The 14,484-nt window shown below is 53.7% G+C and carries 15 protein-coding genes; 7 read left to right on the top strand and 8 right to left on the bottom strand.

Annotation, left to right across the window (positions count from 1 at the left end):
- Positions 1–18: 18 nt before the first annotated feature.
- From JMJ16_RS45470 to JMJ16_RS45445, 6 genes are all read right to left on the bottom strand, one after another.
- Positions 19–2,193: an FUSC family protein gene (locus JMJ16_RS45470; protein ID WP_201392426.1), complete on the bottom strand. Its 2,175-nt coding sequence runs from the start codon at positions 2,191–2,193 to the stop codon at positions 19–21.
- 36 nt (positions 2,194–2,229) lie between these two features.
- Positions 2,230–2,796 (bottom strand): GNAT family N-acetyltransferase, encoded by a 567-nt coding sequence (locus tag JMJ16_RS45465; RefSeq protein ID WP_201392424.1) that lies wholly within the window; start codon positions 2,794–2,796, stop codon positions 2,230–2,232.
- 101 nt (positions 2,797–2,897) lie between these two features.
- The gene (locus tag JMJ16_RS45460) at positions 2,898–4,085 is read right to left on the bottom strand and encodes an FAD-dependent oxidoreductase (protein ID WP_201392422.1); all 1,188 of its coding nucleotides are present in this window, start codon (positions 4,083–4,085) and stop codon (positions 2,898–2,900) included.
- Positions 4,086–4,192: 107 nt separating this feature from the next.
- Positions 4,193–4,999 (bottom strand): amino acid ABC transporter ATP-binding protein, encoded by an 807-nt coding sequence (locus JMJ16_RS45455; RefSeq protein WP_305068378.1) that lies wholly within the window; start codon positions 4,997–4,999, stop codon positions 4,193–4,195.
- A gap of 14 nt (positions 5,000–5,013) precedes the next feature.
- Positions 5,014–5,769, bottom strand: coding sequence for an amino acid ABC transporter permease (locus JMJ16_RS45450; RefSeq protein ID WP_201392420.1), 756 nt, complete (start codon positions 5,767–5,769; stop codon positions 5,014–5,016).
- Positions 5,770–5,850: 81 nt separating this feature from the next.
- Positions 5,851–6,681, bottom strand: coding sequence for an ABC transporter substrate-binding protein (locus tag JMJ16_RS45445; RefSeq protein WP_236602081.1), 831 nt, complete (start codon positions 6,679–6,681; stop codon positions 5,851–5,853).
- Between the two features lie 531 nt (positions 6,682–7,212).
- Here JMJ16_RS45445 and thiO point away from each other — a divergent pair.
- The gene (gene thiO / locus JMJ16_RS45440) at positions 7,213–8,337 is read left to right on the top strand and encodes a glycine oxidase ThiO (RefSeq protein WP_201392416.1); all 1,125 of its coding nucleotides are present in this window, start codon (positions 7,213–7,215) and stop codon (positions 8,335–8,337) included.
- A gap of 97 nt (positions 8,338–8,434) precedes the next feature.
- Here the strand turns inward: thiO and JMJ16_RS45435 are convergent, their stop codons facing one another.
- On the bottom strand, positions 8,435–9,244 hold the full coding sequence (locus JMJ16_RS45435) for a phytanoyl-CoA dioxygenase family protein (RefSeq protein ID WP_201392414.1): 810 nt from the start codon (positions 9,242–9,244) through the stop codon (positions 8,435–8,437).
- Positions 9,245–9,419: 175 nt separating this feature from the next.
- Here JMJ16_RS45435 and JMJ16_RS45430 point away from each other — a divergent pair, with 175 nt between their 5' ends.
- From JMJ16_RS45430 to JMJ16_RS45410, 5 genes are all read left to right on the top strand, one after another.
- Positions 9,420–10,280: a helix-turn-helix domain-containing protein gene (locus JMJ16_RS45430; protein ID WP_201392412.1), complete on the top strand. Its 861-nt coding sequence runs from the start codon at positions 9,420–9,422 to the stop codon at positions 10,278–10,280.
- Positions 10,281–10,316: 36 nt separating this feature from the next.
- Complete coding sequence (locus tag JMJ16_RS45425) at positions 10,317–10,490, top strand: hypothetical protein (protein WP_201392410.1); 174 nt, start codon at positions 10,317–10,319, stop codon at positions 10,488–10,490.
- A 235-nt stretch (positions 10,491–10,725) separates the two neighbouring features.
- The gene (locus JMJ16_RS45420) at positions 10,726–11,160 is read left to right on the top strand and encodes a hypothetical protein (protein WP_201392408.1); all 435 of its coding nucleotides are present in this window, start codon (positions 10,726–10,728) and stop codon (positions 11,158–11,160) included.
- Positions 11,161–11,289: 129 nt separating this feature from the next.
- Positions 11,290–11,802 carry a pentapeptide repeat-containing protein gene (locus tag JMJ16_RS45415; protein ID WP_201392406.1) on the top strand — a complete coding sequence of 171 codons (513 nt, stop codon included), beginning with the start codon at positions 11,290–11,292 and terminating at the stop codon, positions 11,800–11,802.
- Positions 11,803–11,999: 197 nt separating this feature from the next.
- Positions 12,000–12,230 (top strand): heavy-metal-associated domain-containing protein, encoded by a 231-nt coding sequence (locus JMJ16_RS45410; protein ID WP_201392404.1) that lies wholly within the window; start codon positions 12,000–12,002, stop codon positions 12,228–12,230.
- Positions 12,231–12,294: 64 nt separating this feature from the next.
- Here the strand turns inward: JMJ16_RS45410 and JMJ16_RS45405 are convergent, their stop codons facing one another.
- A complete protein-coding gene (locus tag JMJ16_RS45405) occupies positions 12,295–12,819 on the bottom strand; it encodes a DUF1326 domain-containing protein (RefSeq protein ID WP_201392402.1) in 525 nt (174 codons plus the stop codon).
- Between the two features lie 326 nt (positions 12,820–13,145).
- Between JMJ16_RS45405 and cbiM the strand changes: the two genes are divergently transcribed.
- The gene (gene cbiM, locus JMJ16_RS45400) at positions 13,146–14,456 is read left to right on the top strand and encodes a cobalt transporter CbiM (RefSeq protein ID WP_201392400.1); all 1,311 of its coding nucleotides are present in this window, start codon (positions 13,146–13,148) and stop codon (positions 14,454–14,456) included.
- Positions 14,457–14,484 lie beyond the last annotated feature (28 nt).

Below are 14,484 nucleotides of genomic sequence, written 5' to 3'. Positions count from 1 at the left end.
ATCCACTTACACTAGAGCCTATGCGCGCGACTTCTCTCTCTCCGCGAGAAGTTGCGCCATAAGCGTTATAGCATTCACGATATGCCTGAGTTCGGCAACAATAGCTCGCATATCCGAACATTCCGTATAACCCCGTGCCTTTACCGCGCAATTCAGGTCATGCAGGGTCTGCTTGATTGGCGGCAACTGCTGCGCTGGCCTCTGCTCTCGTATCGCTTCTGCAAGCAGATGGAGCGCCTCCTCATACTGCTGCTTGAACGCGACCATCTCTGTTAGCTTGTGATTCACCGGGTGCGCTAAGAGGTGGGCTTCCAGGGCAAGCAGACTTTGCGCTATTGCGTCCTCTGCTTCAAGCAAGCTCTGGGCCAAATCGGGATCAAAATGATGGGAGACTGGCTCTTCGAGAGAGCGTCGAATGGATACATCGGCATTGGAACGCGCCAGGCGAGCCTGCTGCAACAACTCGTGGGACCGGACTGACTCATATGGCTGAGAAGTGGCATAGGCCGTAAGCACAGTAGAGCCATAGGCACACAGTGACTCCAGGTGGGCCGCAAGATCCCGTGGAACCTGTTTGAGTTGCCAGGTAGGCCAGGCGGTGTAGATAAGTAGCGCTAGTATCCCTCCTATAAGCGTGTCTAAGGCGCGATCCAGAGCGGTTGTGAGTGGTTGGGGAATCACAAAGGACAGGAGGAAGACGATCTGCATGGTAATAAAGGCTGAGAAGATGGCATAATTGGCATACAGAAAGGTAAAGGCCAGGTAGGCCATAACCGCGTCGATAACTACCAGGACTTCGTTTGCTGGCGCCAGCAATGCTATCAATAATGACGTCAACGCCGCCCCCAGCATAGTGCCCAGCATACGCGCCAGCCCCCGAGTAAAGGTCGTGCTAAAATCGGGCTTAAGCACAAGGAGAGCCGTCAATGGTATCCAGTAGCCACGCTCAATCGGCCAGGGGCCAACCCGGTAGAGCGCGGTCGCCAGGGTCAGAGTGACGCCCAGGCGAATGGCGTGCCGAAAGATAGTTGACTCCAGGGAGAGGTTAGCCCTTAGCGTTACCAGGGCATTACGCCATTGGAGGCGATTAGGATGCCGATTCCTGAAGCTCCCCAATAATTCCTGGGGCAGGTGAAGTTGCTTATATCGCAAGGATTTCGCCAACTTCTTCGTGGCATGCAACTGATCGCGCAAGGCGCTACTATAGCCAAGCACCTGTTGTATGCTTGCCTCGTCGCAGAAGGCTCCCAGTTCCTGCCGTAAGCCTGTGAGAGCCTCCTTCAACTCTTGCTGTGGCTTGTGAAAATGTACAAAGCTCTTCCGCGGCTCTAGCTCATCGGCGATATTATTCAGTTCTTCAGCCGTTGCTTCTAGCACGCGGTCCAGGTATGACGAACAGTGGGCGCCCCTCTCATCACTACCTATACTCTTCCGTAATTGCTGCAAGGCAAAACAATATAAGCGAATACGCTCCGCCGCCTCTAAAAGCCCATAGAGAACATTGCCTTCCCTCTCTGATATACTGCTCTCCGCCAGCACTGTCTGGGCATTTGACAGGGCATCTCGGGTCTGGGGAAATGTGCTACCGGGATCACTTGCATAGTCGGCAAGCTGCCGATACGCCGTCGCCAGGACATGACGCTCAATCTTGGTGCGCTGCCAGCGAGCCGTCAACAAGCCCAGTCCAGCTTGAAATAAAGCTCCTACAAACATCAATAACGCCTGGAGTGCAGCGTTAAGCGGATCAAGCTTAAAATGAGAAAGAATGATCAAGGCTATCGTGGATTGCAGGCCAATAATCATGGCGAAGCGATTGAGCGCCACAAGCATACCCGCGCCAAAGCCCCAGATACCAATCACCAGGATCGCCAGCCAGTCAATCTGGCTCGTGACGCTGCCCACAAAGGCAGAGGCCGCGATCCCCACGCATGCCAGAAACATGGTGCGCGTGCGCGCCGACGAAGAGGCATCCAGGGCTACGGAGCCAAGGCTAGCCGCGCCGCCAGCGATAGAGACGCCCTCCACTACGTGTCCAGTCGCCACACCAAGAGCCAGTGGAATGACAAAACCTAGCGTACTATACAAGGCCTGAATCGCCATGATCTGTGAGCGATCAATGCGCAGGGCTGTGCGCCAGGAAGACCTCAATGCCGAGAACCAGGATGTAATTTCCGTGTTTAGAACATAAGCCAATATTGTCCTCCCTCCCACTCACCTACTGCTTTATTCCTATTTTATATCCCTGTTCAACCACTTACCCATAAATACAAGATCGATATACTGACCTTCAGCAATCTTTACCTGCCGTTGCAGACGCCCCTCCTCGACAAAGCCCAGCGCCTGATAGAGGTGGATAGCGCGCATATTAGTGGCCACCACCTGCAAAGACAGCTTCTCGATACGTGGGTGTTTCTCGGCCCAGGCAAAGAGCGCCAGAAAAAGCTGGCGCCCCAGACCCTGGTCGCGCCACTCCTGCTTGACCGAAATACTTATCTCACCCTGGTGCGCCAGGCGCTTGAGATGCCCGTTGTTGAAACTGATAAAGCCGACCACGTCCCCCTGGCTCTCCGCCAGCAACAAAACCTTCTCTGGCGCCTGCTCCAGCATCTCCACCCACTTGCGTTCATGCTCCCTGGTGGGCAGATCCTCCAGCGTGTTCAAGTCGTGCACTTGCTCCTCAAGGACCGAGGCCCTGACAAGCACGAAGACCCGGTCGGCATCCGCGCATATGCCTGAGCGTATAAGCACCTCTCGTCCGCCTGGTAAAATGCATTTATACGCATCGATACTGCTCATACCTGTGTCTCTCCGATTCGTAGGGGCAGAGCTTGCTCTGCCTTGCATGCGTTTTTAGTCCATGCTTGCATGGGCCCTACATAAGATGCGCCAATACAGGGTCAGGCACCAGCGTGGTGTGTATTGAGGTGCTCGCGGATCGCGATGGCGGCGGCGGCACCCTCACCGGCAGCGCTGACCAGTTGCTTGGTGCTTCCGGCGCGTACGTCGCCCGCGGCGAAAATGCCCTCGATGTTCGTCTGGAAGTCCGCGCCTGTCCGTATAAAGCCCTGGGCATTGGAGGCAACGGTGGCGCGAAATGGCTCGCTATTGGGCTGGAGGCCGATAAAGATAAAGGCCGCGGCTGGATGCAGTTCCTCTTGCTTCCCACTCTGCGTGTCTTTGACTACAAGCGTCGTGATGCGATTATTCTCCCCCTTAAACTCCACAATCTCGGTGTTATAGCGCACCTTAATCTCGGGGGTCGTGAGTGCTTTATCAATCGCGAGCTTGCTGGCAGAGAGGCGCTCTCCTCGCGTGAGGATGGTTACCTGGGGACTGAAGCGCGTCAAGAAGACGGCCTCCTCTACAGCGCTATTGCCACTGCCCACCACTACAACATCCTGCCCCTTGTAGAAGGGCCCATCGCAGGTGGCACAGAAATGGATGCCCGCGCCAATATACTCACTTTCGCCGGGCACATCCAGGCGCTTATAGCTTGAACCTGTGGCAAGCAAAACGGCATTACAGCGATAGCGAGTCCCGTCCTCGGTCTCAACGTAGTGCGCGTCGAGATCGTTGCCCACGCGCACTACGTTCTGAGCCGAGATCATCTCGACGTCGAAGCGCTTTGCCTGCTCGATCACGCGCTCGGCGAACTCGCCACCCGTCACACCATGGGGAAAGCCGGGATAGTTGTCCAGGCGCTCGGTAATGCCCGCCTGCCCACCCAGGCTCGAACGCTCAATCACCAGTACATCGTAGCCATCGCGAGCAATATAAATCGCAGCGGTAAGAGCTGTGGGACCACCACCGACGACAATGAGATCATAGAAGGTACACTGTGCCTTGATATCCAGACCCAACTTCTCGGCAAGCTCCGCGTTTGATGGCTCTATGAGCACACCCTGGTCATCAAATACGATGGTTGGGATCGACATCCCGCCCTTTTGCAGTTCACGCACATACGCCTGCGCCTGCTCATCCTCTTCAATGTCGATGTAGTCATAGCGCACCCGCTGTTCGCCCAGGAACTTCTTGCTCCGCTTACAATCACTGCACCAGTTGGTGCCATATAACTTAATGGTCATACCTAGCCTTCTCCTCCCTGTTGTCACTATACCTTTATTCAGCATACCCGATAAAGAGCAAGAAAAAAAGCGGCTCGTGTGAGCCGCTTTTTTTCTTGCTTCTTCATCTAACCAAGCACACGTCCGAGGAATTTGCGCGTACGCTCGTTCTGTGTATCGTTGAAGATCTGTTGAGGGGGACCTTGCTCTACAATCTGGGCCTTATCCATAAAGACCACGTGATCCGCGACATCGCGGGCAAAGCCCATCTCGTGAGTCACAACAACCATAGTCATGCCCTCTTCGGCCAGCTGGCGCATAACGGCCAGTACCTCGCCCACCAGCTCGGGATCCAGAGCCGAGGTCGCTTCGTCAAAGAGCATCAATTTAGGGTTCATCGCCAGCGCACGTGCGATTGCCACGCGCTGCTGCTGACCACCAGAGAGCCGGTGTGGATAGGCATCGGCCTTCTCTGACAAACCAACCTTGCGCAATAATTCATAGGCCTGCTCGATTACTTCGGCCTTCGGGCGGCGCTGAACCTGGATAGGGGCCTCGATAATGTTTTGTAGGGCGGTCTTATGCGCAAAGAGATTAAAGCGCTGAAAGACAAAGCCAACCTGCGAGCGCATACGCGCGATATTGGCCTCGCTATCCTCGATCAGCTTGCCGTTCTTCTCGCGATAGCCAACAAGCTGCCCATCGATATAGATACGCCCACTATCAATCTTCTCAAGATGGTTCAAACAACGCAGCAAGGTTGTCTTGCCCGAGCCGCTGGGGCCGATGACGACGACCACCTGTCCGCGATCAACGGTAAAATCGACGCCGTCAAGCACAACGTTGCTACCAAAGCACTTCACCAGTTGTTCGGTGCGCACCATATGCGTTGCTGTCTGCGCCTCTGAGGCCGCTGTCTGTTGTACATCTTCCATTAATGCATTCCTCCTTATCTAGCAAATTCACGATCACGGCCACTACCAAAACCAAGGACACGCTGGCCGAAGCTCTTGTTAACACTGATTGCTGACTTGCGATCAGGATCCAGGCGGCGCTCAATCCAGCGCTGGATCACATCCCAGATGGTGGTCAGGATCAGGTAGTAGACGGTCGCCACGATGAGGAGTTCGAAGATGTTGAAGGTTGGCGCGCCAAAGGTACGCGCGGTGCCAGTCAGCTCAAGCATACCGATAACGGTCGCGATAGAGGTTGTCTTGAGCATGTTATTGAATTCGTTGCCGAGGGGAGGAATAACCACGCGCGCGGCCTGAGGAAGAATAATACGCCGCATCGCTACCCAGTAGCGCATGCCAAGCGCCTTAGAGGCCTCCATCTGACCGGGATCAACCGCGCCAATAGCCGCGCGAATAATTTCGGACATATATGCGCCTTCGTTAAGCGAGAAGGCCACCAGTATACAGGCAAAATCGGGGAGCAAGAGGCCAGGAACGATCTTCGGTAGACCGGTCCACAGGAGCAGCACCTGCACCAGCAGCGGGCTACCACGGAAGAACCAGAGGTATGCTCGCGCGATCCATTGCAGCGCCGGCCACTTCGACATCTGCATCAGGGCCAGGAACAAGCCCAGGATCACGCCCAGGGTCTGAGCCACGACGGAGACCCATAGCACGAGCCAGGCCGCCTTTAGGAAATAGAGGTTGGGGTCCTGGAAAAGGTAGAACCAGACAAGATCCCAGTTAAACATGAACGCCCTCCTGATAACCTAGGCTGATGTGTTTTTTCAGCCCTCCTGACATATGCCAGGAGGGCTGAAAAAACACATCAATTATATTTTCTCATCATTAGTAAAGCCCCACTTTGTAAAGAGCTTATCATAGGTGCCATCAGCTTTCAGCGCCTGAAACGCCTTCTGCACCGCATTCTGCATCTCCACATCTCCCTTGCGGATGACTATCCCACTGGGAGCGGCCTCGATCACGGGACCACCGTACGCGAACTGCTCAGGATGGAGCTTGTTATAGTAACCAGCGGAGAGCGAACCCTGGAAGGTCGCATCCACACGGCGGTCAACCAGCGCCTGAATAACATCGGTCTCCGTACCCAGTACCATCACCTTAATCGCAGACTTCCCTTTGGCCTCGCAGGCCTTTGAGGTCGCGGTCAACTTCTCCTGCTGGCTGGTACCGTTCTGTACACTGACATTCAGACCACACAGGTCATCAACACCTTTGACGTTCTTGGGATTGCCGTTCTGGACGAGAAGCGCCGAACCAGCCTGCATATACTTGACGAAATCAAATTTCGGCAGGCGCGCAGGGCTCATGTAGACACTTGCCACGATGATATCAAAGCGCTTATTATTCAAGTCGTCGAAGATGGTATCGAAGCTCGTCTTCACGACGTTTACCTTCACCCCCATATGCGCGGCCAGGGCCTGGGAGAGATCGATATCAAAGCCAGTATACTGATTGCTCGTTTGATCGACATACTCCATAGGGAAATAGGTTGGATCAGTGCCAATAGTGAGCGTATCTGCGGTCTGGAGGTCCTTGGGCGCGGGTACATTGGGTGTTACCTTGGTCAGTTGGTCATTCGAGGTTGTGCTACTGTTGCCACCGCAGGCGGAGATAATAAGGGTGAGCAGCAACATACACATAAGCACAATTGTAAAAGTTCTTGGGCGAAGGCGCCGAAGAGAAGCGTTCTTCTGCGAGTTCATGAAGTACATGTACCTTTCTCTTGTGCTTTGTGTCAACAGTTACGTTTCCACGCAGCACTCTTCTGCCCGCCCGATTCAGGAACAAATAGCTCTCTCAAATAAGACAACCCGAGGTACCATAGGAAGACGTTAACAAGACACAAATTTACAAAAATCGATGTATTAGAACACACCTTAAGGAGGAATGATAACACACCTCGCCCCTGATTAAAAGAGCAACACCCCAGCCAGGGAAAAGTATACGCACCATATTCGGATGGAGTGGCATAGTAAAAAAATACCTACGGCCTTCTCAATCACGATTACTTTGTACCATTAACCAGAATACTTGAGCTTGTATAAGCGTTATGCTTGTATGTATGCTTTAAAGAACAGAAGTAAAGAATATGGGGATTTGCGCAAGCCAGGAATATCGGCTTGCGACAATGCCGGGTGAAGGTCATGACATACAAAGGAGGATTTCTGTAAATGACCATTACAAGCAACGCAGACACCATCATTATGGGAGGGGGAGTTACAGGCTGCTCTATTGCTTATCATTTGCAACAAGCGGGGGCCAGAGTGACAGTCATAGAGCGCGAAGAGATCGCTTCCGAGTCTTCAAGTGCCGCCGCTGGTATGTTAGCGCCCATTGGAGGGATGCGTCAGGGAGATGCCTTTACCGACCTGCTCATCGCCGGGCGCAAACTCAACCTTGAGCTGCTACCACAAATCCAGGCAACCAGCGGCGTTCAGACGGAATATCATCGCCCGGGCTCACTACGCATCGCCAATAGCGAGGAGGAGGCACAGCGTTTACGCGAGCGCTTTAACGACTGGCAAAATCTGCAACAGGAGGTGCGCTGGCTCAATGGAGACGAGGCGCGAGAAATTGAGCCCTTACTCGGAGAGGAGACATGTGCAGCTGTCTACGCGCCTCACGAGGGATCGATGAAACCCGCGGGCGTCACCCGGGCATACGCAGGCGCAGCACGTGCCATAGGAGTACGCTTCATTGAACGCTGCGAGGTAATCGGCATCGAACGCGAGGACTATATGGTTACTGCTGTTCGCACCTCAACCGGAGATATCCTGCCCTGCCAGCACCTGATTGTCGCAGCCGGAGCCTGGTCGGGACGCTGTGGCGATTGGCTAGGCTTTGATCTCCCCGTCACGCCGACACGGGGACAAATCCTGGCCCTGCATCAGCCCGAGCCTCCCCTGACCCATATCCTCTCTGGCGAGGGCGTCTACCTGATTCCCAAGCCTGACAATACTATATTTGTAGGCGCAACAGTCGAAAAAGCCGGGTTCGACAAGCGCCTGACCGCTGGCGCCATCGCGACGCTACTCAATAGTGCCATTCGCGTCGCACCTTCGCTAGAGCAGGCCTTCATTGCCAGAATGTGGGCGGGCCTGCGCCCGGGCACACCCGATAACCGTCCTATCCTGGGACCCGCCCCCGGCTGGCACAACGTCACCCTGGCAACCGGCCATAATGGTGTGGGCTTCGAATTGAGCGCAATAACAGGCAAGCTAATTTCCGAGCTGATCCTGACAGGTCAAACGCCCTCCCTCCTCCAACCCTTCGGTGTCGAACGATTCACACAGTAGAGTAACGCTACTAAAGTACGCGTCTACATATCATGGTACGGAGTACGTCGCGCTATGATATGTAGACGCGTACTTTAGTAGCGTCGTGCCCCTCTCTCTAATGCGGGCCGCCGATCTCGACTCCACATGGGCCGCCGCCAGTGTTCTCATCGATTGTGACCTCTGCGCCCTGCATAGTCAGGATGGGGCGATACCAGCGCGACATGCGCTCAGATGAGCGGCCGATGTAGTGACAGATGAAGGAACGCCGGAAGCGGTCACGAGTCGAATTCGGCTGTGATCCATGCACTAAACTGCCATTGAAGAAGAGAACATCGCCAGAAGCTAGATTGACCGGAACCGCCTCCAGCCCCTCGGGGATCGGCACAAAATCGCGTGTAAAGGAGACGCTGGCATCCGCCTCCTCAGGACAGAAGATATCCATCTTATGTGTCCCGGGTACTACTTCCAGGCCGCCATTGGCGCGATCCGCGGGATCAAGCGCGACCCAGGCTGCGATACAGGTCCCAGGCTCGACGCGCAGGTAGAAATTATCCTGGTGCAGAGCCTGTCCACGCCCGCCTGCTGGCTTGAAGTAGAGCATACTCTGTGCCGCCAATGGCTCCTCGTCAAAGAGATCCTGTAAGATAACAGCCAGGCGTTGATCCAGCAGGTAGCGTCGCGCCACCTCGTTAAAGCGATGAGGATGCATGATGCGTGGATACTGCTTGAGAATGTCGCCACCACTCTGCTCAGGCGCCACTGGCTCAAAGAAGCCGGGTATGGGACCCTGTGCGTGGATGTCCATAAAATTGTCAATCAATGCCTGCACCTCGTCCTGGTTAAAGACTCCAGGTAAGACCAGGTAGCCTTGCTCATGAAAGCTTGCAAGCTGATCAGGTGTCAAACGTGTAGCCGCCGTTGTCATAATCTAGTCATCCTTCCTTCTAATTCTATGTTTATGTGTGGTGTGGATTGGCAGCCGCAGGCGCGAGAGGTCAAGCGAATCACTCGTACATAGGCATGAATCCTAAGAAGAATACTACCCAATAAAGCGCAGAAGAAGAATAGACGCGACAGTCAAAAATATGTACAATACTGCTATGCCACATTATGAGACACCCTCCCCACCCTCAGATATTTTTGTCAGTGGACATTTTAGGGAGCAGTATGAGTACGCGGTACAACGCTCCCACGGCTCGGGCAATTGGCTGATCACCTATACGCTGGAGGGAGAGGGACGCTACCGCCTATACGGCAAAACGATCTCGGCCAGGCCAGGTGATATTATTCTGCTCAAACCTGGCACGCCTCATGACTACTCCGTGCCACTGGGCGGCCTGTGGGACTTCTTCTGGGCACACTTCCAACCGCGCGTCGACTGGTTTAGCTGGTGGAATCTGCCCGAGCTGCAACCCGGCCTCTTCAAAGCAGCCCTCCGCACATCACACAGTCAGGAGAGAGCCTACCAGGCCTTTCTCCAATTACATACTGATAGTAACGCCTCGCTCCTGGAGCAAGCTCACCAGGTAGCCAGTGCCCGCGCCCTCCTCCGGCGCGAATTAGCCCTCAATCGGCTGGAAGAGCTACTCCTCCTCACTACGCTAGAGACAGAGCAGGAGAAACAACGCCTTCTCGATCCACGTGTGCAACAGGTCCTGGACATCATCAGTAAAAACCTGGGCGCCCGGCATACCGTGGCAACCCTCGCCCAGGAGGTCGCACTCTCCCCCTCCAGGCTAGCACATCTCTTCAAACAAGAGGTAGGCGATTCACTCATCAATACACTTGTAGGGTTGCGCCTGACGCACGCGGCTCGCCTACTGACCTTCACCAACGATAGCATGGCCACCATCGCCGACGAAGCTGGCTTCCACTCCGCCTTCTACTTTAGTCGCCAATTTCAGCAACACTTTGGCATGAGTCCACGAGCATATCGAACTACCCAGAAGCAGCATTCGTAGATAAATGAAAACGCCAGCGCAAGGAGAAAACAGAATATGCAACCAGAGGAGCAAAGAAACCAACTGAGCCAGCTGGTAAGGGAGAACTACGATCTAGGAGGTGATATCACACTGCACGATGTAGCCCACTACTGGTTCGAGGACCGAGGCATCTACCAGATCAGATTCGCCACCTCTCCCTCTCACAAAATGCGTAGTCACAAGCCCTGAACCGGACAATACAGGTATTGCTGTATTGGTGAGTCACCCTTTCTTTATAGTAAGGCGTGATAAGCATGGACAAAACAACAGGTACGAGTTTATAACTGAAAGAAGCATTATTTTTCCAGGCTGTTAGTGGAACTTGTAGTGTATTAGCGTGTATTTTACGTATAACGTTTAATTACAATGGCAAAGCATGCTTCAAATTGAAGCGTGCATATTACTGCATCATCTGGAGGCACTTATGAAAACGACTACAAGCTCCATCGTCGTTGGTATTTTTACGGATATACACAGGGCAACCCAGGCCGTAGAGCAGCTTTGTGTGGCAGAATTTCATAACTGGACACGGTGTAATGCCGCTATGTTCATCGCCCGAGATGCCGTAGGTACACCCATCAAGCTTAGCACCATTACCATCCAGGATCTGTTAGATACCCTCGCCTTCACTCCACTCAGCCAGGACGAGTGTTGTTATTACCAGAAAGAGTTGCTCAAAAAGAATCGCATTATTGTAGTTGTTCAGCCTCCCGAGCGCGTCCAGGAAGCCAGAGATATTTTGTTGCGACACGGCGCCTATGACGCACTCACACATATACCCTGTCACATGCCAGAAACCGTCATGAATATACACTTTGGTTTCTATAATCCCAACATTCCACAGGGAACGCTCCTGTAAACCATACTCACCTGTGCTCCCAGGATGCAGGAACTCGTGCCTGCACGCTCCTGGTGGGCTCCCTGACGAGCCTTCCATCCTGGAAGCAAATTGCTCTCTAGCCGAAGAAAGCAAAGTTGAGGTCTAAAAATGGCAAACCTGAATCACCTTGAACTGCTGAAGCAAGGCGTAGAGGCATGGAATCTCTGGCGGCAGCTTCATCATGAAATTCGCCCCAACCTGGCGGAGGCCAACCTGCGTGGCTGGTCCCTAGCGCATGTCAACTTGAGTGGTGTCTACCTGCATGAAGCCAACCTGAGCGATACCGACCTCAGAGAATCGCTCTTTATCGAGGCCGATTGCGGTGGCGCAAACTTCCACCGCGCTCGCCTCAATAGCGCCAATTTCCAGAAGGCAAACTTACGTGCCGCTATCTTGAGCGATACCGACCTGCGCAACGCGCTCCTGGCAAACGCAGATGTGAGCGATGCCGATTTGCGCGGAACTATTCTCGCGGGTGCCAATCTGGAGCAGGCCATCTTCTGCGGGGCCGCCTTTAAGGACGCCATCTTGAACGACGTTGATCTAAGCAAGGCCCACCTGCAAGGCGCACATCTCCTCAACGCCTACTTCTGCTCACGCCCTTTTGAAGATCTTAGATAGCCCAATGTGTAGGTTGCTTCTCAGGCTTACAATAGATAGGACGTCCCTAATTTAGGCTCATGTTGTGTTACGCGTTGTAATGCTGCACTCTGTACAACATCACAACGCGTAACACAATATAATAATTCAGGGAATAAAAGTTCTGAGCTAGTTACGAATCATTGTTGCACAAAACAAGTCGAAGGGGATAAAGAGCTATGCACACTACTATGAGGCTGACCCTACCAAAAATTGGTTGTCAGGGCTGTATGAAGAAGGTTGTCAACGCGCTCAGCGCGCTACCGAAAGTAGAGATCGTACAAACCGATGTCCCCAGCAAAACCGTCGTCCTGAGCTACCCAGCCGAAGAGATCTCCCTGACTCAGATCGAGGGCGAACTCGGCAAGATCAAACACATTATCGGCAACTCCGAACCCTGCGTCATTTAAAACATGAGGTGTGCTGTATTATGGTAGCTTGCGACTGCCACAATACAACACACCTCATATCTATCTACCGCAACGCCATAGGTCCGCTGTAGCGCCATTCTTTGAAGAGGCTCTCCGCGCTCTCGCGTAAGGGAAGCGCCTGCTCGGGCATGAACTCGACTTCAAGCCAGGAGCGTTGCTCATCACGATGGTAGCTCATTGGCACCTGGTACACTGAGCGCTGCCCACTGAAATGGGTGCCGATCTCCGCAGGGATGCTCGCCAGCCGCGCCTCAAAGGCGTTTAGCAGAGCAGCCGCCTGGGAGATGCTAGCTCGGCTGTCTATGAGCAGCACCTCCTGCCATGCGCCAGCCTCGCTCTCACCACACGGCTGCGCTAGAGAGAGTATCAGCAGTCCCGAGACGTCCAACGCCTCAAGCTCGCCCTTCTCTACAAAGTATCCACTGACACGCCAACGCGGAATCGCCACGCCATCACCGCAGTTACAAGGATTACAATCACAAGGATCGCAGGTACAGCCAGAGCAGCCTCGCGCGCCAAAGTTTTCACCCTGCATTACATAGCTTTGCTTCTCTAAGCTTGCTTTCATGTCGCATCCTTTCTTGGCAAACTCACACTCCCGCATAATGATTTACGTTTTCCATCACGACGAAGCTAGCAGGCACTATTTTTGCTTTCAATATTACTAAATGCATCTTAGTTTACATAAATATAACTTACACTATCTACCATTAGAAAATCAAGCTATTGAACACTGGACATTCAACGCTTCCAGCGTGTACACTGCTTATTGCGAAACATTTGCAATAAATAATATTTGTCAAAAGTTTCCAATTCCCATTACTCATCCTCCGTAACACGTGTATCTTAGTATCTTAGATGAGCTATTTTTAAGTAAAGGATTCGGAGGTCTCTATGCACATCCCTGACGGCTATCTCAGCCCCGTCTTTTCGCTTGGTACAGGTGTTATCACCATGCCGGGCTGGGCCATTGCCGCCCAACGTGTGCGTTCTGTACTCAATAATCGCACCATTCCGCTGCTCTCAATCTTTGCGGCGTTCTCTTTTACCATTATGATGTTTAACATTCCCGTGCCGGGTGGCACCACGGCCCACGCCGTTGGTGGAACGCTGATCGCGATTGTCCTGGGTCCCTGGGCCGCTATCATTGGGGTCAGCATCGCCCTAATCATTCAGGCCCTCTTCTTTGGTGATGGCGGCATCCTGGCTATTTTCACCAATTGCCTCAATATGGGGATTATCTTGCCCTTCGTGGGCTACTTCGCCTATCGCCTGATCTCTGGTCGCTCGCCGCTCCTCTCGACCAGGCGCGTCTGGGCCGCGGGCATTGGCTCTTACATTGGCATTACGGTAGCGGCTCTGGCTGTCGGCGTTGAACTAGGCGTACAACCGCTGCTCTTCTCCGATGGAGGCAGGCCGCTCTACAGTCCCTATGGACTTGAGGCCGCCATTCCGGCCATGCTGCTCTCACATGCCTTTGGGGCCGCGCTCGTTGAAGCCCTGGTGACCGCGCTAGGCCTGGCCTACATCCAGCGTAACCATCCTTACTACCTGACTTCGCTACGCACCATAGTCGCTGGGAAGACAGTCGAGGAAGGCGAACCAGCAAAGATACCACAGTGGCAGCTCTATACAGCCGCGCTTGTAGGTATCGCTGTGATCCTCTTGATCGCGGGCTTTATCACAGGCGGAGGCAGTATCAACCACCTCTTTGGCGCGGACTGGAGCAGCGTCAACTGGACGGATGTCGGAGTAATGCTGCTGATAGTACTGATCCTGGCCCTGGTACTGGTCCCCCTGGCCTGGTTCCTGCTTCCACGCTCAATACGCAAGGTAGGCGCGGCCTTCCTGGCTATCGCCATCATCGCCCCTGTTGGCCTGATTGCACCTGGCTTTGCCTTTGGCGAGGGAAGCACCCAGGATGTCCAGCAAGCCTTCCACTACGTCCCAAAGGGGTTGCAAGAGTTCTCTGGCATCTTTAGCGCGCCATTCTCTGGATATAACCTGCCGCTTCCATTCTTTAATGGTGATAGTGCGCCGCTATGGCACCAGGCAATCGGCTACGAGTTTTCAGGGATCGTTGGTATTCTGGTCTTAGGAGGGGCAGTCTTTGGTCTCCTCACGCTCCTAAAGCGGCTACGTGGCAATGAAGCTGCGCCTGTAAGAGAACCCCAACCAGTTGCAGCTACCAAGCATAACAAATAACTGGCCTTTGATGGCAAGTAATCGCTGG

Source organism: Ktedonobacter sp. SOSP1-52 (genome assembly GCF_016587395.1).
Note: the sequence above shows the minus strand (reverse complement) of the source record. Positions and strands in the feature narration are given on the sequence as shown.

What these genes read in the sequence shown, in the direction of transcription:
- JMJ16_RS45465 (WP_201392424.1), bottom strand. Translation starts at nt 2,796, where the DNA reads ATGAGCAGTATCGATGCGTATAAATGCATTTTACCAGGCGGACGAGAG.
- JMJ16_RS45460 (WP_201392422.1), bottom strand. Translation starts at nt 4,085, where the DNA reads ATGACCATTAAGTTATATGGCACCAACTGGTGCAGTGATTGTAAGCGG.
- JMJ16_RS45455 (WP_305068378.1), bottom strand. Translation starts at nt 4,999, where the DNA reads ATGGAAGATGTACAACAGACAGCGGCCTCAGAGGCGCAGACAGCAACG.
- JMJ16_RS45450 (WP_201392420.1), bottom strand. Translation starts at nt 5,769, where the DNA reads ATGTTTAACTGGGATCTTGTCTGGTTCTACCTTTTCCAGGACCCCAAC.
- JMJ16_RS45445 (WP_236602081.1), bottom strand. Translation starts at nt 6,681, where the DNA reads ATGTGTATGTTGCTGCTCACCCTTATTATCTCCGCCTGCGGTGGCAAC.
- thiO (WP_201392416.1), top strand. Translation starts at nt 7,213, where the DNA reads ATGACCATTACAAGCAACGCAGACACCATCATTATGGGAGGGGGAGTT.
- JMJ16_RS45435 (WP_201392414.1), bottom strand. Translation starts at nt 9,244, where the DNA reads ATGACAACGGCGGCTACACGTTTGACACCTGATCAGCTTGCAAGCTTT.
- JMJ16_RS45430 (WP_201392412.1), top strand. Translation starts at nt 9,420, where the DNA reads ATGCCACATTATGAGACACCCTCCCCACCCTCAGATATTTTTGTCAGT.
- JMJ16_RS45425 (WP_201392410.1), top strand. Translation starts at nt 10,317, where the DNA reads ATGCAACCAGAGGAGCAAAGAAACCAACTGAGCCAGCTGGTAAGGGAG.
- JMJ16_RS45420 (WP_201392408.1), top strand. Translation starts at nt 10,726, where the DNA reads ATGAAAACGACTACAAGCTCCATCGTCGTTGGTATTTTTACGGATATA.
- JMJ16_RS45415 (WP_201392406.1), top strand. Translation starts at nt 11,290, where the DNA reads ATGGCAAACCTGAATCACCTTGAACTGCTGAAGCAAGGCGTAGAGGCA.
- JMJ16_RS45410 (WP_201392404.1), top strand. Translation starts at nt 12,000, where the DNA reads ATGCACACTACTATGAGGCTGACCCTACCAAAAATTGGTTGTCAGGGC.
- JMJ16_RS45405 (WP_201392402.1), bottom strand. Translation starts at nt 12,819, where the DNA reads ATGAAAGCAAGCTTAGAGAAGCAAAGCTATGTAATGCAGGGTGAAAAC.
- cbiM (WP_201392400.1), top strand. Translation starts at nt 13,146, where the DNA reads ATGCACATCCCTGACGGCTATCTCAGCCCCGTCTTTTCGCTTGGTACA.